We start from the raw sequence: 20,324 nt of genomic DNA, 5'->3' as shown, positions 1-20,324 counted from the left end.
TGAAAAAAATAATAACTACATTTTGTATTTGTTTGATAACAACGCTAGCCTTTGCGCAGAGCCACAAAACGGCTCCGGTACTCACTACAGCCTTTACCGATTCTTTAGCACATCAAATAAAACGCATTGCGCCGCCTGATCTTAGTATATCCAAATTAGTTTACACCAGTACTATATCTGTCGATGGAGTACTAATCAAACCATTGATCATGCGTCAAATTGGTGGAGGTACCATTGCTGAAAATGATTTCGTAGTCGCGTTAAGATCTTTGATCATAGCAGCGCCAGCCTGGAGCCCGGCGCTCGATGCTGATACGGGTAAACCAGTAGAAGATAAAGTATCATTTACTATAGAAATCGATAAAAAAGAAATTAAGATTAAGCAAAACAAATAAGCCGCATTTTTGAAAAGAGCCTGTCATCCAGAGCTTGTCGAAGGATCGCGCGCAGAGGCCTACCCACCATGCTTCGACGGTGCTCAGCATGACAGCCCTCTATATCAACGCAAACATATTTCTAATGATCTCATAAGCATACTTACTGGAAACATTTTTGATAAAATCAGGAAAATCAATAGAGGAATTTTCATTGGATTCATCGGAGATAATCCTTAAAACCACAAAGGAAATCTCGTATTCATAGCAAACCTGGGCTACGGCGGCGCCTTCCATCTCCACACAGAGTATGTCTGGGATAGCAGCGTGTAATTGATCCTTATCGGCCTGATCGGCAAAGAATTTATCACCGCTGGCTATAGTACCGGTAAACACCCGGGTTTTGTGTAATAAAAAGCGTTCAACTTCATGCTCTTCGATAAACGAGTGGATATGATCGCCAACGATGGCATCTATAGCCTTTTTCGCTATGTTGATATAATTAGGATCCCCGTCAAAGTAGGTTACACTCAACAATGGAATTTCGTGCCTCGGCATCAGCGGGCGGGCATCCATATCATGCTGAATCAACCGATCGGCGATAACCACATCCCCTATTTTCAGTTCGGTGTGGATAGCTCCGGCAACACCAATAAATATCAGATCGGTAATGTTAAACCTGGTGATCAGACTGGTAACCGTTGTGGCCGCGGCCACCTTACCCCATCTGGAAAAAACCAGCACGGTCTTGACGCTGTTGATAGTGCCGGTATAATATGTTCTTCTGCCGAAGGAAATCTCTTCAATATCCGTCATCAGATGAAGGATGCTGTTAATTTCCTCGTGCATGGCACCCATGATGCCTATTATTTTTTCGCTCATATAGGTAGATATTAATAGTTAAAACAGGGATTATTTATCGACAAAGCCGGTTAAATAACTCGCTAAAACGAGGGTACGCAACGATCATATCTTCTTTAACCGCCATTTCAAATTCGCTGAAATCAAAGCCGGGAGCCACCGCGCAGCTTACCAGGCTAAAGTCTTGTTTTGACGGAATTTCGGATGCGAACCAGGATCCACCCGGTATAACAACGGAGAGATCACCTGTATCCAATGAAGAAAGCTCATATCGGTGATAATTGTCCAAAACATCGATTACGTGAATATAGAGTGGCGAGCCTGCGTGAAAATACCAAAGCTCATCGGATACCAGGCGGTGGAAACCCGAAAAATCTTCTCCTTCCAGCAAATAATAGATGGATGTACAGGCTTGTTTGATAGCTGCTTCACCAGCCCGGTTTACCTCTTGTTCTGACCGGAATACTTCTTTATAATATCCACCTTCGGGATGGGGTTGCAACGTTAATCGCTGAACCCAATAAGCTGCATTTTGTGTATTCATATAGATAGAAGATCAAATAAATAATACTATAAAGTTCCCCCTTCAGAGGATTAGGGGGCTTTCACCACCCTTTTCAACACTAATAAATTTTGCCCATTGAGGCTATATCCACTGATATTATTCTGATACAAATTCACCAGTTTATCATAATACAATACTACCACAGGCGATTGTTCCATCACCAAGCCATCCATTTGCTGATATAGTGCATAGCGGGCCGTATCGTTTTTTTCATGATAGGTTTGCTCAAACAGCGCGTCGAATTTTTTATTGTTAAAACCGGTATAATTAGGCCCGAAAGGGATCTTATTTTTGGAATAAAATACCGACAAATAATTTTCTCCATCGGGATAATCGGCTATCCATTGACCGTAAAAAAAATTGATCCCGTTTTTTGATACCAGCTCACGCAAGCTGGCACCCTGGGTAATTTCTACATTGGTTTTAATACCTATTCTATCTAATTGTCCCTGTACATATTCTATCAAACTGCGATAGCCTACCGTGGTGGCCAATGAAATTTCGGGTAAGTTTTTACCATCAGGAAAACCGGCTTCGGCCAATAGTTGCCGCGCCTTTTCAGGATCATAGGTATATCCTTTTACATTTTTGCTAAAACCGGGCATACCCTCCGGAATGAATCCTTCGTAACCTGGCGTGCCCATGCTATTGCGCAGGTATTTCATCATCTTCTGCCTGTCGATGGCATAATTAATGGCCTGCCTTACTTTCAATATTTTAAGCGGCGATTTTTTAACAATAGCCAGATTAGTATCTACCAGTATACCCAGGTACATGGTATTGAGATATGGGGCTGTATTTAAAACAAATTTGCCTTTATACTTTTGTGTCACTTTGCCCGATTTGGTCAGGATATCATCACGGTAACTCCCATCGATATCATTTAAAAAATCGAGTTTCTTCTTGATGAACTCCAGGAATGAGGTTTGCTTATCGGCAATAAAGCTGGCTTTAACGGCGTCGAGGTAAGGCAGGCGATTACCTTGACTATCTTTCTCCCAGTATTTTTCATTTTTAAGCAGCACCAACACTTCCCCTTCCTTCCAGTACTTAAACTTGAATGGGCCGGTACCTATAGGATGACTCCGGAAATCTTTGCCGTAAAACTCCACCACTTCTTTCGGCACCACCGAACAATATTGCGCGGTGAGCATACTCAAGAAAGGCGCGAACGGCTGTTTAAGGCGGATGTTAAAAGTACTATCATTTGGAGCGGTAAATGAATTTTTACCTTCTACCTTATCACTAAATATCCAGGAACCCGATGAGGCTACTTTAGGATCTATCAATCGCCCAAAGCTATACACAAAATCGGATGCTACGGCCTTGCGACCAACACCACCTGCAAAATGCGGATCATCATGAAAATACACGTCATTGCGCAAGTGAAAGGTATATAAAAGACCATCTGCAGATATGTCCCAGCTTCGGGCTATACATGGAATTACTTTAAGGCTGTCATTGATCTGCACCAGGCCATTAAAAACCTGATTATCCATCCAAATGGTATAATGATTACGGCAAAAGGCGGGATCAAGTGAGGTAAGGCCTTCCTCCAGGTTAATGTTAAAAACGGTTTTACCAGAATCAGGGGCCATACTCTGGCAGGCGCTAAGCTGAATTAACAGTACAGAAAATAGTATTAAGCCCCATTTATTCATATAGAGCCAATATATTAATTATTGAATTAGCGATTTAGTGAATTGGCGATTTATTACTTGTAGATGAAAATAATTACTCCGTCTTATTAATTAGACTCTTTGCCAAGTTTGTCATCCTGCGCGCAGTGAAGGATCTATTCATCAACCTGTATATCGTATAATAGATCCTTCACTACGTTCAGCATGACAAGAGCGTTTTAGTACAAACAAAAAGCCTCCTCAAATGAGAAGGCTTTTTTTAATATCGGTGAAACCACACCCTAATCGGTGAACTCCAAAATCGTTCTTATTCTTCAACCAAGCTTTCGCCGGTAACAGTTTCTTTAATTTTGGTTTCCAATTCTTCCTGTAGTTCAGGATTATCCAGAATCAATTGCTTAACTGCATCGCGACCCTGACCTAAACGGGTTTCGCCATAGCTAAACCATGAACCAGCTTTTTTAATGATGTTGTATTCAACCCCCAGGTCGATGATCTCGCCGGCTTTTGAAATACCTTCACCGAACATGATATCAAACTCTGCTACGCGGAACGGAGGAGCAACTTTATTTTTAACGATCTTCACTTTAACACGGTTACCAGAAACCTCATCGGTATCTTTAATTTGTGATATACGGCGTACATCCAAACGTACCGAAGCATAAAATTTCAGGGCATTACCACCGGTAGTGGTTTCCGGGTTACCAAACATTACACCAATCTTATCGCGCAATTGGTTGATAAATATACAGCAGCATCCGGTTTTGCTGATAGTACCTGTTAATTTACGCAAAGCCTGCGACATTAAACGTGCGTGTAAGCCCATTTTGGAGTCGCCCATTTCGCCTTCGATCTCCGCTTTGGGGACCAACGCTGCAACAGAGTCGACCACCAGAATATCTATAGCACCCGAGCGAATCAGGTTATCAGCAATTTCTAATGCCTGCTCACCATTATCTGGCTGGGATATTAGCAGATTCTCTACGTCAACACCTAATTTCTTAGCGTAAAAACGATCGAAAGCATGCTCAGCATCAATAAACGCGGCAATACCACCTTTTTTCTGCGACTCAGCAATAGCATGTATAGCCAGTGTGGTTTTACCTGATGATTCTGGTCCATATATTTCAATAACCCTTCCTTTAGGTAAGCCGCCAACACCTAACGCGATATCCAGGCCTAAAGAGCCGGTTGATATAACTTCTGTAGGTTCAATAACGGAATCACCTAATTTCATGATGGTGCCTTTTCCGTATGATTTTTCCAGCTTATCTAAAGTAAGCTGTAATGCCTTCAATTTATCTGTATTGCTCATCTTAAAAATTTCTAAAACAAATATATAAATGTTTTATTTAAAAATACTAATTTTTTTAGTAATTATTTATTCGCTTAAATATTTGTCATGCTGAACGGAGTGAAGTATCTATTATACGATATACAGGTTGATTAACGGATCCTTCGTTCCTCAGGATAACAAGTCTTAATAATAACAGATAAACTTACCTAACCGGTCAATAGCAATCAAATATCTTTATCCACACTGCGCTTCTTCAATTCCTTCGCAATGGTATTCAACGCTTTTTTCTTTTTGGCTTCTTTGGCTTTTTTGACCTTAGCAGCTTCAGCTTTTAGTAAGGCGGTTTCGGTATTGTTATGTTCATAATATTTACAGAACCAGGTTAGCGGGCATATCTCGCACTTAGGACTTCGTGCCAAACAAATATACCGGCCATGTAATATGAGCCAGTGATGGGCAACACCTATATATTCTTTCGGGATGTGCTTGATCAGCTGTTTTTCAACAGCCAGCGGTGTGGTTGCATTATGGGTAAGGCCGATCCTGTTGGATACCCTGAACACATGCGTATCTACAGCCATAGCCGGCTCTTCGAAAATTACAGATGCAATAACATTGGCGGTTTTACGACCAACACCCGGCATTTTTTGCAGGTTTTCGATACCGGCAGGCACCTCACTGTTAAAAACATCTACCAGCATTTTACCCATCCCAACTAAATGTTTGGCTTTATTATTAGGGTAACTAACACTCCGTATATAAGTAAAAACCTCTTCAGGAGTTGATGCCGCCAGATCTTCGGGCGTGGGAAAACGCTCAAATAACTTTGGGGTAACCTGGTTAATGCGCTTATCTGTACACTGTGCCGACAGGATCACGGCTACCAATAGTTGAAAAGGATTATCGTAATGCAGCTCGGTAACGGGATTGGGTTGGTTTTTTGAAAAATATTCAACAAAATGGCGGTAACGTTCGGCCTTAAGCATTTTTAAAATTAAGAAAATTTCAGGGTAAAGATGATGCGTTCATACATATTATAATATATATGAAATTATAATTAATTACACAATCTATATAAAAATAGAAAGGTTCATAAATCACGCTGCATTTTGGTTTCAGTTTTTTTCAAACATCCGCTTCAATCAACAATTATGATTTATGAACCAGCAAGTTCGGAATACTTAACGCAAGCTTTTAGAGTAGTCAAGTATCTGGTGTATAGTTTGTACCTTGGGTTTTTTGTTCAAAAGGTCCAAATCAGCACGAATTGAATTGTAAAATATCAAATCGTCAGCACCCAGATTATCTTGTCCGTTCTCGTCCATCAGAGCCTGGTTGGCAATTCCATTTAATGTTGTTGTAAAAGTTTCATCCATAAGCTTATTTTGTTGTAAATTTTATATGATTTATAACGGCGACTTAAAGATAATATTTTACTAAATGAAAATTAAATGAAATTTTTTTTGTGGGTTAATTTTTATCACCTAAAGTGAATAAGTTAAGTTACTGATCATAAAAAAATTGGGTTATTGATAAGCTTTGCTGTGTAACCAGCCAATTGCCCAGTCAATAACCCAACGTTTTTTGATTAATTTTTTAAACTCAACTCTTTACTCTGCATCATTTTGCGGAGGTTATTGAGTGCATATCGCATCCGGCCCAATGCCGTGTTGATGCTAACTTCGGTAATATCAGCAATTTCTTTAAAGCTCATATCGCCAAAATGGCGCATGATCAATACTTCTTTTTGCTCAGAAGGTAACAATTGTATCAGGGTTTTAAGATCTTTATGGGTTTGCTCACGTACCATACGGTCTTCGGTGCTTTCATCATAATTACCCAATACTTCAAAAATATCAAAATCGTCGCCATTGCTAATCATAGGCGCGCGTTTTTCACGACGGAAGTGGTCAATAACCAAGTTATGGGCAATTCGGGTTACCCAGGGTAAAAACTTACCCTCTTCGTTATACTTTCCAGCTTTCAGTGTATTGATAACTTTTATAAAGGTATCCTGAAAAATATCCTCGGCCAGATACTCGTCTTTTACAAGCAGGTAAATAGAGGTATATATTTTGGTCTGATATCGTCTGATCAATTCCACTAGTCCAGCTTCGTCACCGGCAATGTATAGATGGATTAGATCCTGATCACTTTTCAATTGAAAATCCATAGAAAGTACTACTTAAACTTAATTTTTAGTTAAAAACCTTTAAAGTAAAGTATATTCTATAGCGTGCTCCTTAGGGGTTAAGAAATTGTTACTTCAAATAAAACAAATTCCCAGCTAAAAAACAAATTATATTTTTTTACTTACTTCTGTTAATCAGGTTCATTGGGCTTATGGAGGGCTTTGCCATTCATAATTCTGATACCTATCCGGGGATTTGACATAGGTAATCTGCAATGGTTTAATCACCGCTTCAAAAAATTTGCAGGCACCTCTTTTCTATGCGATTAAATATTTAAAAGTCAGCAAACTGTAAACTCATAAATTTATTCAGGGTAAATCCCAAATCAAAGTAAAACCGATTTGGATTCTGCTAAATATTTTAGGATTTTTGCATTCCGGAAAAAAACCATGGTCAATAGTCCATAGACCATAGTTGCGTCTCAAATTACTATGGTCTATGGGCCATCGACTATCAACTATTATGACTAAAGAAGCAGAAAAAGATCCGCAGAAACATATCATTATTAAAGGGGCACGGGTACACAACCTTAAAAATATGGATGTGGCCATCCCCAAAAACAAGCTGGTTGTAGTTACGGGAATGTCAGGTTCTGGCAAATCGTCGCTTGCTTTTGATACTTTGTATGCCGAAGGTCAGCGCCGTTACGTAGAAAGCCTTTCTTCCTACGCACGCCAGTTTTTAGGGCGCATGAACAAGCCCGATGTTGATTACATTAAAGGTATTGCACCCGCTATTGCTATTGAGCAAAAAGTAATTACTTCCAATCCGCGTTCAACGGTAGGTACTTCCACCGAAATATATGATTATTTAAAATTGCTTTTCTCGCGCATTGGCAAGACCATCTCCCCGGTATCGGGCCAAATCGTGAAGAAAGATTCCGTTACCGATGTGGTAAACTTTATTCTATCGCTGCCCAACGAAAGCCAGGTAACTATTTTAGCGCCCTTATATCCGCATAATAACCGCAGCCTAAAAGAAGAGCTGGCTGTTTTAATGCAAAAAGGTTTTGTACGGGTAGAGTATCTGAACAAGCTGTCAAAAATTGAAGCTTTGCTGGAGGATGAATCCATTGACAATACCTCATTGGTGGCTGAGGTTCATGGGGATAAAAAAGCTAAAGGCAAAAAGCTTAAAGCCGAAAGCAACGAACCGGTAACTATCGAAGAGGAAACACCTACACATTACCCGGGTGTGCGGATAGTGATTGACAGGATCTCCAAAAATGAGGAAGATGAAACCGTAAGCCGCCTGGGCGATTCGGTACAAACCGCCTTTTTTGAAGGTAAGGGCGATTGCTACGTGCGTTACCAGGAGCCCGATGCAGATGGTGAGCAGGAACGTTTTTTCTGCGACAGGTTTGAACTTGATGGTATTAAATTCGAAGAGCCTTCTCCTAATTTTTTCAGTTTTAACAATCCTTACGGCGCCTGCAAAAAATGCGAAGGTTATGGCAAAGTGATTGGTATTGATGAAGACCTGGTGATTCCGGATAAAAGCAAAAGTATTTACGAGGGCGCTATTGCCCCATGGCGCGGCGAAAAAATGCGCGAGTGGAATGATACGTTGATCAAACATGCTTTACAGTTTGATTTCCCGATACACCGTCAGTACAATCAGCTAACCGAAAAACAACAACGCCTGTTATGGACAGGCAATAAATATTTCCGCGGACTGGATGAGTTTTTCCAGGAAATGGAAGCACAGACCTATAAAATTCAGTACCGGGTTATGTTGTCGCGCTATCGCGGTAAAACTACCTGTCCCGAGTGTAAAGGGAGCCGTTTGCGCCGTGATGCATCCTATGTGAAAATCAGTGAGCGTTCTATTACCGATGTGGTATTGATGCCGTTGGATAAAGCTCTTGAATTTTTTAAGGGGCTACAATTAAATGAAACTGATGCCAAAGTAGGTAAACGCCTATTGATGGAAATTACCAATCGCTTGTCTTTTTTAAATGATGTGGGATTGAGCTATCTAACGCTTAACCGCTTGTCAAATACCTTATCCGGTGGTGAATCGCAGCGTATTAACCTGGCTACATCATTGGGAAGCAGCCTGGTAGGTTCTGTATATGTATTAGATGAGCCCAGCATCGGGCTACACCCACGTGATACCCAACGCCTCATCAGTGTGCTTAAATCACTGCGCGATGTTGGCAATACCGTATTGGTGGTGGAGCACGAGGAGGAAATCATGAAAGCGGCCGATCATATTATTGATATTGGCCCGGAAGCCGGAACTCACGGCGGCGAACTGATCTTCACTGGCACATACAACGAAATTATTAAAGACGACAATAGCTTAACAGGTCGTTACCTGAGTGGAAAGGAAGAGATCGCTATTCCAGCACATCGTCGTAAATGGAATGATTATATTGAGATAAAAGGTGCCAGAGAGAACAACCTGCAGCATGTTACAGCTAAATTTCCTTTGGGCGTACTTACAGTTGTAACAGGCGTATCAGGCTCGGGTAAAACCAGCCTGGTAAAACGCATCCTGGCGCCTGCTTTACAAAAAGTACTGGGCAATTACTCCGGAGAGCAAACCGGCTCATACGACAGCATTGATGGGGATTACGCTAAAATAGAACAGGTTGAGCTGGTTGATCAAAATCCTATTGGCCGCTCATCACGCTCCAACCCGGTTACGTATGTAAAAGCCTGGGACGAGATCCGTAACCTGTATGCTTCACAGCCGGCAGCTAAAGCGGCTGGTTTAAAACCATCAGCATTCTCCTTTAACGTAGAGGGCGGCCGTTGTGATGTTTGCCAAGGCGAAGGTGAGGTAAAAATAGAGATGCAATTTATGGCCGACATCTTCCTGACCTGCGAAACCTGTGGCGGCAACCGCTTTAAGCAACATATACTGGATATCACCTACAATGAAAAAAACGTGGCCGAAGTGCTGCATATGACTATTGATGAGGCGTTGATATTTTTTGCCAAAGAACCCAAAATCATCGCCAAAATAAAACCTTTGGTTGACGTAGGTTTGGGTTATGTACAATTGGGACAATCGTCAAACACCCTTTCTGGTGGTGAGGCACAGCGTATTAAACTGGCTTCATTCCTGGTAAAAGGAAATAACACCCATAAAACACTCTTTATTTTTGATGAGCCTACTACCGGTCTGCATTTTGCCGATATTAAAAAACTCCTCAAATCTTTTGACGCCCTGTTGGAGCATGGCAACACCATTATTGTAATAGAACACAATATGGATGTGATTAAATGTGCCGACTGGATCATTGACATTGGCCCTGAAGGCGGTGATCGCGGCGGGAAAGTAGTATTTGAAGGCATTCCCGAAGATTTGATTAAAGAGAAAAAATCACATACAGGGCATTATTTAAAAGAGCGGTTTTAACCCTCAATTAAGTTAGCAAATATATTTGAACGGGAGATGTGTAATACACATCTCCCGCTTTTGTTGATACTAAGTATAATCAACCTGTCATTTTTACGCAAGCCGCTTTCACTTTGATTATCTTATAGTTAAGTTCAAATAACATTTAAAACAGCGGATATTTCTGCTATCTTTGCCCCGCCTTGAACTTTATTGCGCATATCCCCTGACTGAATATGATTACACACTTACAAAACACTTTTAAAGCAGTAGGCTTTATGCTGCTTATCATTACCTTTTTTTCCTGCTCAAAAAGTCAAAAAGGTCCTGACGTAACACCCGACAAAACCAAACCCGCTCTGACCGCAAAAATCAATGGCGCCGATTACAATCTGGCTGCTACAGATTTTACATCGACCTATTATACTGCAGATGGCGACGATATAAAAGCCCTGCAAACTACCGCCAACCTGGATGCCAGCGGCAGTAAACTGGTATTTTTCATCAGTGATCTTAAAGGCGGTTCGGTTAACCTCAGTAAAAAAGCAGGCACCTCTTTAAATCCGGGCAATCCTGCGCTAAAAGTAAACGCTACAACGGCTACAGCTACCCCGGTACAAACCTATGTACAGTATATTAATGGTGGTAATATCTATTTCGCCAATTCGGGTAGCATCACAGTCACCATCAATGCCAATACGGCTACGGTAAGCTGGGATATTGTTTTTAAAGATGCAGCGGGTAAAGATTTCATTTCAAACGGTTCCTATACGGCTGCCAACTTCACCAACAATGCCAAACCCAAAACGCAGATAGTTGACCCTACGCCGGTTTCGGCTAAACCTACTATCGAAAGTATTAGTCCACAACAAGGTAAATACAATGACACGGTAACCATAACCGGGGTTAATTATAGTTCGGTTTTAACAGAAAACATAGTGAAATTTAACGGTGTAGATGCCGCGGTGAAGACGGCCACCCCAACACGGCTTAGAGTGCTTGTACCCCTAACAGGTACCACTGGCAACATCAGTCTGAAAGTAAAAAACAGCGAAACTGTTAATGGCCCTGTATTTACTTATGGAGTTCCGCCAAATCTTATTGACGTTAAACCTACAGAAGGCAGAACCGGCGATTTAGTAACCATAACAGGTATCAACTTTAGCAACAACCCGGCCGATGTAGTGGTTAAATTTGGTACTGTTTCAGCAACTGTTGTAACTGCCACAACAACGCAAGTTACGGTTAAGGTTCCGGCGGGTTTAAAAACAGGCGGGTTTGTTCCTCTCACTATCAGCATCAAAGGAATTATATCAAGCTCGGTAAGCACTTACCTGGTTGATGCTCCCTACCCTAACCTGAATTGGGAAGACCTGGCATCAATCAATGGATTGCAGAATATTAACCAGATGGCGCATATGGGCCAAACTTTGCTCATTACCGGCGGCAATAATCCGGGCTACTTATACTATAGTGCAGATGGAAAAACATATAGCAATGTTTATAACAATCTCCCTTTCAACAAATCAAAAAAACTGGTGATCAATGTTTTAAAGGCTGATAAAAGCTCTTATTATATCAGCACCAACCAAGGCATCGCCAAATCAACCAATGGTATTTTCTGGACAAAGCTTACTCCAGAAAGCACCGAACCAGATTCCAGTTTTACAGGCATGGCTATTACCAGCGGTTATATTACAATTATGCGCTATACCAGTCTGTACCGGTCTTCCGATGGTGGTGCCTCCTGGAGGCATACTTATATTAACCTCCCCGGTTTAGCGCTTAATTATATAGCGGGCATATATGATGCTTACAGCAGCAATAATCTTTTTGCAGTAGATACGAGCAAAAACTATACATCGAAAGACGAAAAGTTATTTTACCGCTCAACAAATAAAGGAATTACCTGGGAGGCCACTAAGGGATATACCGGTATTTACTATTATAACCTGGGGTATAAAGATTTTATGGCCGCGGCCAGTTACAGCATATTTTGTGCGTTTAGCTATAAAGGGGCTGCCCAAACAGAAGGCAGTCAGCGCCTTTATCGGTCAACCAATAAGGGCGACTCCTGGACACAGGTTGGAACAGAGACTTGCAACGTGATTAAGGCAGATAGTGCAACCGTTACCTATGGCAGTAAAACCTTCAATCTATCTATTAACGACGGAGTTGATTTTAAAAGTTATCCTCTACCAGCTGGTTATACTCTGGGAGGTATTGAGATAACACCCTCATATTACTATATCACGGGCTTTAATACAGCCGGTGACAGGAAAATTTTTCGGGCAGCGAGGTAATTCTCAATATTGTTATCAAAAAAGCTCTTGAAAATTCAAGAGCTTTTTGTTTTTATACTTTATTCAGAGTGTGTCAAACGCTATTAGTGAAATATTCATTTCTGTTATTACGTCTCTATTTTCAGCAATGAGTTCATTTAACTTCACCCGCAGGTCAGGGTTTTGTTTCCAGAATGCGCGGTTAACTCTTAATACATTGGCTAGCAAGTCACCTTTGTATAGATCACCCTCCGCAAATAGATCGTTATTAAGTTTTTCAATGGCTAGAGGTATCAGGTATTGTAAACCCAGCCCCTGTCCTATCATAAGCCTTAAATCCTCAACAGAGTATTCATTAAGTGGGATTTTTATCAATTCGGCACAGCGGGCCACAAGCCTGGTCGGTGTTTCATTGGGATTATCCGGGTGCGTTTTCTGCAGATTGAAAAGAGACTTGTGTTTCCAGTTATTTTCAAGCTTCATAACAATCCTTTAATCCTACTAATCAAAGCTCCGGGAAAACAGATCTACTGTCCGCCCGTTTTAACGTACATATAAACTATGCCACCAATTACAATAATAGCCAATACAATAAGCCCGGTAACCCCTTTCTTCTTGTCCTGGCGCATTAGCCATATCAGAAAAGCAACCAGCGGCAGCACAAAAACTGCCCAAAAAATCAATGAAGGAATGTTCATATTTTTTAATTAATGATTTATTGAATTACTGAATTAGTGATTGTTACCAATTAATGAATTATTGAAAGATAAAATCTTTTCAATTCAGTAAATCACTAATTCAATAATTCGAAATTAAAATATCATTCTTGCCAACGGAGCAATCTCCTGGCCGGCAAATTCGCCTTTTAAATATTTATAGTATCCCGCAATAGCTATCATAGCTGCGTTATCAGTACAATACTCCATTTTGGGTATAAAACTTTCCCAGCCATTTTTTGCACAAAGATCTTGTAGCCCCAGGCGTAAACCTGTATTGGCCGATACTCCGCCGGCTAAAGCAATTTGTTTTATGTCGTGTTCCCGCGCTGCCTTTTGCAATTTATTAAGCAATATAGTAGCTATGCGTTTTTCAACTGATGCACAAATATCCGGCAGATTCTGACTGATAAAATCCGGGTTCTTAGCTACATTGTCCCGAATGAAATATAAAATAGATGTCTTCAGTCCGCTAAAGCTAAAATCCAAACCGGGTATTTGTGGTTCCGGAAACTTGTAAGCATCCGCATTACCCTGGCGCGCGTATTTATCAATCAGCGGTCCACCCGGATAAGGTAAGCCTAATATTTTGCTGGTTTTATCCATCGCTTCACCTGCGGCATCATCAAGCGTTTGACCTATCACCTGCATGTCAAAATAATCGTTAACCAAAACTATCTGCGTATGCCCACCAGATACGGTAAGACATAAAAACGGAAATGAAGGTTTATGATCACCAATAAAATGAGCCAATATATGTGCCTGCATATGATTTATATCAATAAGCGGCAAGCTTTTGGCCAGTGCAAACGCCTTAGCAAATGATACACCTACTAAAAGTGAGCCTAAAAGTCCGGGGCCGCGCGTAAAAGCTACTGCATCAATATCATTTTTGCTTACTTTTGCGTTCAATAATGCTTGTTGTACGGCAGGAACAATATTTTGCTGGTGAACCCTGGAGGCAAGCTCAGGGACAACGCCTCCGTATGCTTCGTGAATGGTTTGATTAGCAATTACATTGCTCAATATCTCTCCGTCAACACAAACAGATGCAGAGGTTTCATCACATGATGATTCGATTCCTAAAATTACAGGCACGGCGTTATTAATTATTGATTTAGTGAATTTGTGAATTAGTGATTTAATTGAACTGATTGCAAACCATCATCTAACTGAATTGTAGATGATGATAATTATTCACTAACTCACTAATTCATTAATTCATTAATTAAAGAGGCAAAGTTATTAAAAAAGTACTCAATATAGCGTTAGGGATAGTGTTGTTCATTTTATTGACACTGAGCATACTTTTACTGGCGTTTCAATATAAACCGGTACAAACCTGGGCCGCTAAAAAAGCCGCGGGTTATCTTTCGGATGAGCTGCATACCACAGTTAGCATCAAAAGCCTCTACATCAGACCCTTTACTTCTGTAGTATTGGAGGGCTTGTATGTGCTGGATAAAAAACGGGATACTTTACTGAATACTCCTAAGCTGGCTGTTGATATTGAAGGGTTTTCACTTGGCAGCATCATCAAAAACAGGATTGTCAATTTTATCTTTAATACCGATGACAAAAGCCGCACCATCAATTTTGAATCTATTGAGTTAGATAATGGTTCCTTTTATCTCAAAAAACAAAAGGACAGTACTACCAACCTCAAATTCATACTTGATTATTTTAGCTCCAGTGACACTACCAAAAAAACTACCAGCAAACCCTGGACGCTTAATTTTGATAAAATAACTATTAATAACTTTCATTTCAGATACAAGAACCAATTGGTTGACACCGTAGAAAACAAGGTTAACTTTGATGATATTGATGTGAGTCATTTCAGTACTATTGTAACCGGAATGGATATTAAAGACCACTTATTTAAAGGTAATGTCCAACATCTTACTTTACAGGAAAAAAGCGGTTTCTACGTAAAAAACTTTACGGCCCATACTACCATTGATACCAACCAGATCATACTGCAGCACCTTACCCTTCAAACCAAACACTCTGATCTGAAAGACTATTTCCGGATGAGATTTAAGTCATTTAATGATTTTGACAATTTTGAGAACCGGGTGAACATGGATGCCGATTTTAAATCGTCACGCATATCATCAACAGATATTGCCTACTTCACCAGCGGTATGGGTAAAACCACATTTGACCTGGGGATTGAAGGCCGCGTGAAAGGTTTGGTAAATAACCTGAAGGCCAAAAACGTTACCATCAGCGGCGGGCAGGCCACTTTTATCAAAGGCGATTTTAACTTACGCGGTTTGCCCGACTGGGACAATACTTTCCTTGACCTTAAGTTTGAGCAGATTGCATCCAATAAAAAAGATCTGGATTACCTGCTAAGCCATTTTTCAGGGAATGCTACCATGCAGGCACCTGCTATCTTAGGTAAATTTGGCAATATCAACTTTACCGGAAGGTTTAATGGCTTGCAAAATGATTTTGTTGCTTACGGTATTTTTAAAACAGGGCTGGGCAGGTTTGATACCGACATTAACCTTAAAATTGACAAGAAAAATATACCCAGCTATAGCGGTAAACTAAATGCCCTCAACTTTGACCTGGGTACCCTGCTTGACGAGAAATCACTCGGCCGTACTACTTTTAATGCTGATATACAAGGCAGTGGAGACGAACTGAAAAACCTGACCGAAAAGATTGATGCCCACATTAACAACATCAGCTACAACAATTATACCTATAATAATCTCACTATAAACGGCTCATTTGTTAAAAAACTAGCCAACGGCCATATTACCATCAACGATAAAAACGTTAAGCTCGACTTAAAGGGAAGTGTAAACTTAAACCATGCGCTACCTGCGTATGATCTGGTAGCCAATATTAAGGATGCTAACCTGAATAAGCTTAAACTCACTACCGATACCATCAGCATAAGTACTCAGTTGAAAACCAAATTTTCTGGTAATAGTCTGGCTAATATCGAAGGCAATATTTTATTTTCACCAGCCAGGGTTGTTGATCCGCGTAATAATTATGTGGTCGACTCTTTATATCTGTCCTCTACTGGTAAAGGAAACAACCGGGAAATAGACCTGCGATCTGATTTTGCCGATGGTAGCATCAAAGGCACTTTTGACCTGGCAACCCTTCCATCCTATTTTAAAACCATTGCCAAAAAGTATATTCCTTCCTTAAAAACCACTATTGTTACACCCAAACCTGAACAGTTTGCGTTTAACCTTACGCTTAAAAATACAGATCCGCTTACCGCTATATTTGTACCCGACTTGAAGATACCTGATCAGGGTACTCTAGTAGGGCAATTTGATTCGGAAAAGAAAACAGCTACCCTATCCGGCTATATTAAAACATTTAAATATGGGAAAATTGTATTTCACGATTTCATCATCGATGAAAACACTTCTGAAGATATGCTGGACCTCAGTTTATCGCTAAGAAAAATCGATCTTACCGATAGCCTGTTTATAAAAGACATTAACATTACCAACTTTTTGAAAAATGACAGCCTAAACTTTAACGTTAAATTGTCGGATAAAAACGCGGTAAATCAGCTCGATCTTTATGGGTTGGTTGAATTTGGGCGCGATACTACAGCCAAACTAAAGTTATTGCCCTCTGATGTTATCCTTGAAAAAGAAAAATGGCATATCCAGGAACAGGTTCGCATTCGTTTACTGGATGGTAAAACCCAGGTATCCGGCTTTGAGTTATCCAATGGCCCCCAAAAGGTACGTATCAATGGATTTATATCTGATAACCCTGCCGATGAGCTAAAACTCTCGTTCGAAAAATTCAATATGCGAACGCTTAACCAGTTGACCAGAACATCAGGTGTATATTTAAGAGGTGATTTAAATGGAGATGTTAAATTTACCTCTATTACCAAATCACCTGGCGTTGACGCGCATTTGAATATCGATTCACTAACAATGAACAAGACGTTGATTGGTGATCTGAAATTGGTATCAACCCTGGGTAACGACCGTAAACAGGCCGATGCCCAGTTAAATATCCTAAACCGTGGGCTTAAAACCATAAATATTGGAGGCACCTATTATTTTGGCCATGACACGGATGATAATCTGGACTTTGATATAAAAATGAACCAGACCGAGGCTATCATCTTTCAACCCTTTATTAAGGATCTGGTATCAAATGTAAAAGGTCATGTCTCTACCGATTTAAAACTTACCGGTAAACCATCAAATCCACAACTAAACGGCAGCGTTACATTGGAAAACACCGGACTTACTGTTAACTACTTAAAAACCGCCTACACAGTTAACAATAAGCTGGACGTAAACAATAGCGTTATTAACGTTAAGGATATGGTATTGAAAGATATTAAAGGTGGCACCGGTACAGCTAATGGTACCGTTGATTTGAACGATCTATCAAACCCTGACATAGAGGTAGTATTAAAGGCTACCAATCTGATGGCATTAAATACCACATTTAAAGACAATCACGTTTATTATGGCACCGCCTTTGGCACTGGTACATTTAGCTTTAAAGGTCCGGTTGATAACATGAAAATTGACATTACAGCCCGCACAGAAGCCGGTACTGTATTCAATATACCGCTCAATACTTCATCAACAGCCAGCGACTATGACTTTATCAGATTTGTTGGCCATAAGGATACGGCTAAAGTTGTAAATAAAGCCCGAGCTTTTAATGGTGTTACCTTAAATTTCGACCTGAGCGCCGACGAAAAAACCGTTGTTAAAATAACCACCGATTATGGTTTACTGGAGGGTAGCGGCGTTGCCAACAACCTAAAATTGAATATTAACAGCCTGGGCGATTTTGAGATGTATGGCGACTTTCTGATATCTACCGGTAAGTTTGAATTTACTGCCAAAAACTTCATCAGTAAAAACTTTACTGTAAACCAGGGTGGTACTATCCGATGGACAGGAAACCCTTCAAACGCCGAAATAAATCTGAAAGCCCTTTACGAGGTACGTACCAGTAAGGCACCGCTTTATGCTGCTGCCGGCTTACAAACGCCAACTTCATCACAGCAAACATTGGTACAGGCCCAGTTGATATTGACCAAATCATTATTACAACCTAATATTGATTTCGACTTTAACTTCCCTACCGATCCATCTGTAAAAGATGATCTTGCCACTTATCTGGCCGATAATAACAACCGCAGCCAACAGGCTATTAATATTATTGTGCGGCGCAGTTTTTCGGCAAACAATAATAATAACAACCTAATTGCGGGCACTGCCGAACAAATGATAAGTGAGTTTGCTTTTAACAAGCTCAACAACCTGATATCACAGTCGCACATCAAAAACTTTGATTTTGATTTGAACATTCGTTCGCTCAATGAGGCCAATGCTTCATTAAGATTTTTTAACAGCAGGCTATCATTCAACGGGAGTTTATATAACAATACTGGCTCGAATGATTTGTTCAACAATACCTCCAGCTTGTTTAATGGTAATTTAACCAAAGACTTTGAAGCGCTATACCAGATCAGGAAAGATGGAAACCTTACAGCGCGATATTCTTACAGGTTACTGAACAATACCACACTCAATCCCTTAAACAACCTCGATTTTCAATATGTAAACGGCTTTGGTTTAGTTTATTCACGCGACTTTGACACCTTTGGTGAGTTTATCAAATATATATTTAAGCGTAATCGCAGATATACAACACCCGCTACACCAACACCGGCGGCCCCGCCTGCTACTACAACAGGCGGAACACGGGCAACTAAACCAGAGGATGAGGATTAATGATCGCGCATAATAGCGTGATCCATTTTATCTCTTTTGGTACGTAAATATGATTCGTTATGGGGGTTTGATGCTATTTCGATGGGTACATTCTCCACAACCTCTAAACCATAACCTATCAGGCCTGCACGTTTCTTGGGGTTATTGGTCATCAAACGCATTTTGGAGATACCCAGGCTACGTAATATCTGCGCACCGATACCATAATCGCGCTGATCCATTTTAAAACCTAACTTAATATTAGCTTCTACGGTATCCAGACCATTTTCCTGCAGATGATAGGCTTTGAGTTTGTTGATCAAACCAATCCCTCGCCCTTCCTGATTCATGTATACTACAACGCCTTTCCCCTCATTGCTGATCATCTCCATGGCCTTATGTAACTGCGGGCCACAATCACAACGACAAGAGCCAAAAATATCACCGGTAACACATGAGCTGTGCACACGCACTAAAACCGGCTCATCGGGCTCCCAGGAGCCTTTAATAAGGGCCAGGTGATTTTCGCCGGTATCTAGCTGGGTGTAGCCTATCATTTCAAAATCGCCCCATTCCGTTGGCATTTTTACTGATACTTCTTTTCTTACCAGGGTCTCAGCATTTAAGCGGTAAGCTATCAGGTCTTTTATAGATACAATCTTTAAATTAAATTCCTTCGCCATCACCAACAGATCAGGCAAGCGGGCCATATCGCCATCTTCCTTCATGATCTCGCATATTACGCCGGCAGGTTCAAAGCCGGCCAAAACAGCCAGGTCAATAGCAGCTTCGGTGTGCCCCGTTCTGCGTAATACACCACCATCTTTGGCAATCAATGGGAAAATATGTCCGGGTCTGCCCAAATCTTCGGGCTTTGTAGCCGGATCAATTAGCGCCAGGGAAGTCTTTGATCTATCGGATGCAGAGATACCTGTTGTACAGCCATGTCCTAACAAATCAACAGAAACCGTAAAATTGGTTTCGTGCGAGGTAGTGTTATGGCTAACCATAGGCTCCAGCTCCAGTTCGCGGGCGCGCTGTTGTGTAATAGGCGCACAAACCAGTCCCCTGCCATAGCGTACCATAAAGTTGATAGCTTCGGGCGTGGCATTACGTGCAGCGGTTAAAAAATCACCTTCATTTTCCCGGTCTTCGTCATCAACAACGATGATCATTTTCCCGGCTTTTATATCTTCAATTGCTTCTTGTATCGTATTTAGCATTATATGAGTATTTGATAAGGCTTACATAAAAATAACCTAAGCCACAAAATATTTTAAAAGTTAAACAAATTTATGATATATAAAA

General features: G+C 40.7%; 15 protein-coding genes. 4 read left to right on the top strand and 11 right to left on the bottom strand.

Annotation, left to right across the window (positions count from 1 at the left end):
* Positions 1 to 32 precede the first annotated feature (32 nt).
* Positions 33 to 395, top strand: coding sequence for a hypothetical protein (locus G7092_RS19430; protein WP_166091543.1), 363 nt, complete (start codon positions 33 to 35; stop codon positions 393 to 395).
* Positions 396 to 494: 99 nt separating this feature from the next.
* Here the strand turns inward: G7092_RS19430 and G7092_RS19425 are convergent, their stop codons facing one another.
* The 7 genes from G7092_RS19425 to G7092_RS19395 form a co-directional block, all read right to left on the bottom strand.
* Entirely contained in the window at positions 495 to 1,256 is a 762-nt protein-coding gene (locus G7092_RS19425; RefSeq protein WP_166091542.1) for a 5'-methylthioadenosine/adenosylhomocysteine nucleosidase, read from the bottom strand.
* A 34-nt stretch (positions 1,257 to 1,290) separates the two neighbouring features.
* A complete protein-coding gene (locus G7092_RS19420) occupies positions 1,291 to 1,779 on the bottom strand; it encodes a cupin domain-containing protein (RefSeq protein ID WP_166091540.1) in 489 nt (162 codons plus the stop codon).
* Between the two features lie 50 nt (positions 1,780 to 1,829).
* The gene (locus G7092_RS19415; RefSeq protein ID WP_235953896.1) at positions 1,830 to 3,398 is read right to left on the bottom strand and encodes an ABC transporter substrate-binding protein; all 1,569 of its coding nucleotides are present in this window, start codon (positions 3,396 to 3,398) and stop codon (positions 1,830 to 1,832) included.
* Positions 3,399 to 3,747: 349 nt separating this feature from the next.
* Positions 3,748 to 4,755 carry a recombinase RecA gene (gene recA / locus G7092_RS19410; protein WP_166091538.1) on the bottom strand — a complete coding sequence of 336 codons (1,008 nt, stop codon included), beginning with the start codon at positions 4,753 to 4,755 and terminating at the stop codon, positions 3,748 to 3,750.
* A 206-nt stretch (positions 4,756 to 4,961) separates the two neighbouring features.
* Entirely contained in the window at positions 4,962 to 5,723 is a 762-nt protein-coding gene (gene nth, locus G7092_RS19405) for an endonuclease III (protein WP_166091536.1), read from the bottom strand.
* A 195-nt stretch (positions 5,724 to 5,918) separates the two neighbouring features.
* A complete protein-coding gene (locus tag G7092_RS19400; RefSeq protein WP_076375556.1) occupies positions 5,919 to 6,113 on the bottom strand; it encodes a hypothetical protein in 195 nt (64 codons plus the stop codon).
* Between the two features lie 212 nt (positions 6,114 to 6,325).
* Positions 6,326 to 6,910, bottom strand: a complete 585-nt coding sequence (locus G7092_RS19395) for an RNA polymerase sigma factor (RefSeq protein WP_076375554.1) — start codon at positions 6,908 to 6,910, stop codon at positions 6,326 to 6,328.
* Between the two features lie 481 nt (positions 6,911 to 7,391).
* Here G7092_RS19395 and uvrA point away from each other — a divergent pair, with 481 nt between their 5' ends.
* Positions 7,392 to 10,298, top strand: coding sequence for an excinuclease ABC subunit UvrA (gene uvrA, locus G7092_RS19390; RefSeq protein WP_166091535.1), 2,907 nt, complete (start codon positions 7,392 to 7,394; stop codon positions 10,296 to 10,298).
* A 215-nt stretch (positions 10,299 to 10,513) separates the two neighbouring features.
* Positions 10,514 to 12,580, top strand: a complete 2,067-nt coding sequence (locus tag G7092_RS19385) for an IPT/TIG domain-containing protein (protein WP_166091534.1) — start codon at positions 10,514 to 10,516, stop codon at positions 12,578 to 12,580.
* Between the two features lie 63 nt (positions 12,581 to 12,643).
* Here the strand turns inward: G7092_RS19385 and G7092_RS19380 are convergent, their stop codons facing one another.
* The 3 genes from G7092_RS19380 to tsaD all read right to left on the bottom strand — a co-directional run bounded on the left by G7092_RS19380 (position 12,644) and on the right by tsaD (position 14,373).
* Positions 12,644 to 13,042: a contact-dependent growth inhibition system immunity protein gene (locus G7092_RS19380; protein WP_166091533.1), complete on the bottom strand. Its 399-nt coding sequence runs from the start codon at positions 13,040 to 13,042 to the stop codon at positions 12,644 to 12,646.
* Between the two features lie 44 nt (positions 13,043 to 13,086).
* The gene (locus G7092_RS19375; protein ID WP_166091532.1) at positions 13,087 to 13,257 is read right to left on the bottom strand and encodes a hypothetical protein; all 171 of its coding nucleotides are present in this window, start codon (positions 13,255 to 13,257) and stop codon (positions 13,087 to 13,089) included.
* Between the two features lie 114 nt (positions 13,258 to 13,371).
* Positions 13,372 to 14,373: a tRNA (adenosine(37)-N6)-threonylcarbamoyltransferase complex transferase subunit TsaD gene (gene tsaD, locus G7092_RS19370; RefSeq protein WP_166091531.1), complete on the bottom strand. Its 1,002-nt coding sequence runs from the start codon at positions 14,371 to 14,373 to the stop codon at positions 13,372 to 13,374.
* Positions 14,374 to 14,555: 182 nt separating this feature from the next.
* Here tsaD and G7092_RS19365 point away from each other — a divergent pair, with 182 nt between their 5' ends.
* Entirely contained in the window at positions 14,556 to 19,037 is a 4,482-nt protein-coding gene (locus tag G7092_RS19365) for a translocation/assembly module TamB domain-containing protein (protein ID WP_166091530.1), read from the top strand.
* On the opposite strand, the gene G7092_RS19360 is transcribed toward G7092_RS19365, so the two are convergent.
* Positions 19,034 to 20,239 carry a bifunctional 3,4-dihydroxy-2-butanone-4-phosphate synthase/GTP cyclohydrolase II gene (locus G7092_RS19360; protein ID WP_166091528.1) on the bottom strand — a complete coding sequence of 402 codons (1,206 nt, stop codon included), beginning with the start codon at positions 20,237 to 20,239 and terminating at the stop codon, positions 19,034 to 19,036. The genes G7092_RS19365 and G7092_RS19360 overlap by 4 nt on opposite strands.
* Between the last annotated feature and the right edge of the window lie 85 nt (positions 20,240 to 20,324).

Source organism: Mucilaginibacter inviolabilis, from assembly GCF_011089895.1.
Taxonomy (GTDB): Bacteria; Bacteroidota; Bacteroidia; order Sphingobacteriales; family Sphingobacteriaceae; genus Mucilaginibacter; species Mucilaginibacter inviolabilis.
This window is presented reverse-complemented; position numbering and strand designations above follow the sequence as displayed.

What these genes read in the sequence shown, in the direction of transcription:
- G7092_RS19425 (WP_166091542.1), bottom strand. Translation starts at nt 1,256, where the DNA reads ATGAGCGAAAAAATAATAGGCATCATGGGTGCCATGCACGAGGAAATT.
- G7092_RS19420 (WP_166091540.1), bottom strand. Translation starts at nt 1,779, where the DNA reads ATGAATACACAAAATGCAGCTTATTGGGTTCAGCGATTAACGTTGCAA.
- G7092_RS19415 (WP_235953896.1), bottom strand. Translation starts at nt 3,398, where the DNA reads ATGGCCCCTGATTCTGGTAAAACCGTTTTTAACATTAACCTGGAGGAA.
- recA (WP_166091538.1), bottom strand. Translation starts at nt 4,755, where the DNA reads ATGAGCAATACAGATAAATTGAAGGCATTACAGCTTACTTTAGATAAG.
- nth (WP_166091536.1), bottom strand. Translation starts at nt 5,723, where the DNA reads ATGCTTAAGGCCGAACGTTACCGCCATTTTGTTGAATATTTTTCAAAA.
- G7092_RS19400 (WP_076375556.1), bottom strand. Translation starts at nt 6,113, where the DNA reads ATGGATGAAACTTTTACAACAACATTAAATGGAATTGCCAACCAGGCT.
- G7092_RS19395 (WP_076375554.1), bottom strand. Translation starts at nt 6,910, where the DNA reads ATGGATTTTCAATTGAAAAGTGATCAGGATCTAATCCATCTATACATT.
- uvrA (WP_166091535.1), top strand. Translation starts at nt 7,392, where the DNA reads ATGACTAAAGAAGCAGAAAAAGATCCGCAGAAACATATCATTATTAAA.
- G7092_RS19385 (WP_166091534.1), top strand. Translation starts at nt 10,514, where the DNA reads ATGATTACACACTTACAAAACACTTTTAAAGCAGTAGGCTTTATGCTG.
- G7092_RS19380 (WP_166091533.1), bottom strand. Translation starts at nt 13,042, where the DNA reads ATGAAGCTTGAAAATAACTGGAAACACAAGTCTCTTTTCAATCTGCAG.
- G7092_RS19375 (WP_166091532.1), bottom strand. Translation starts at nt 13,257, where the DNA reads ATGAACATTCCTTCATTGATTTTTTGGGCAGTTTTTGTGCTGCCGCTG.
- G7092_RS19360 (WP_166091528.1), bottom strand. Translation starts at nt 20,239, where the DNA reads ATGCTAAATACGATACAAGAAGCAATTGAAGATATAAAAGCCGGGAAA.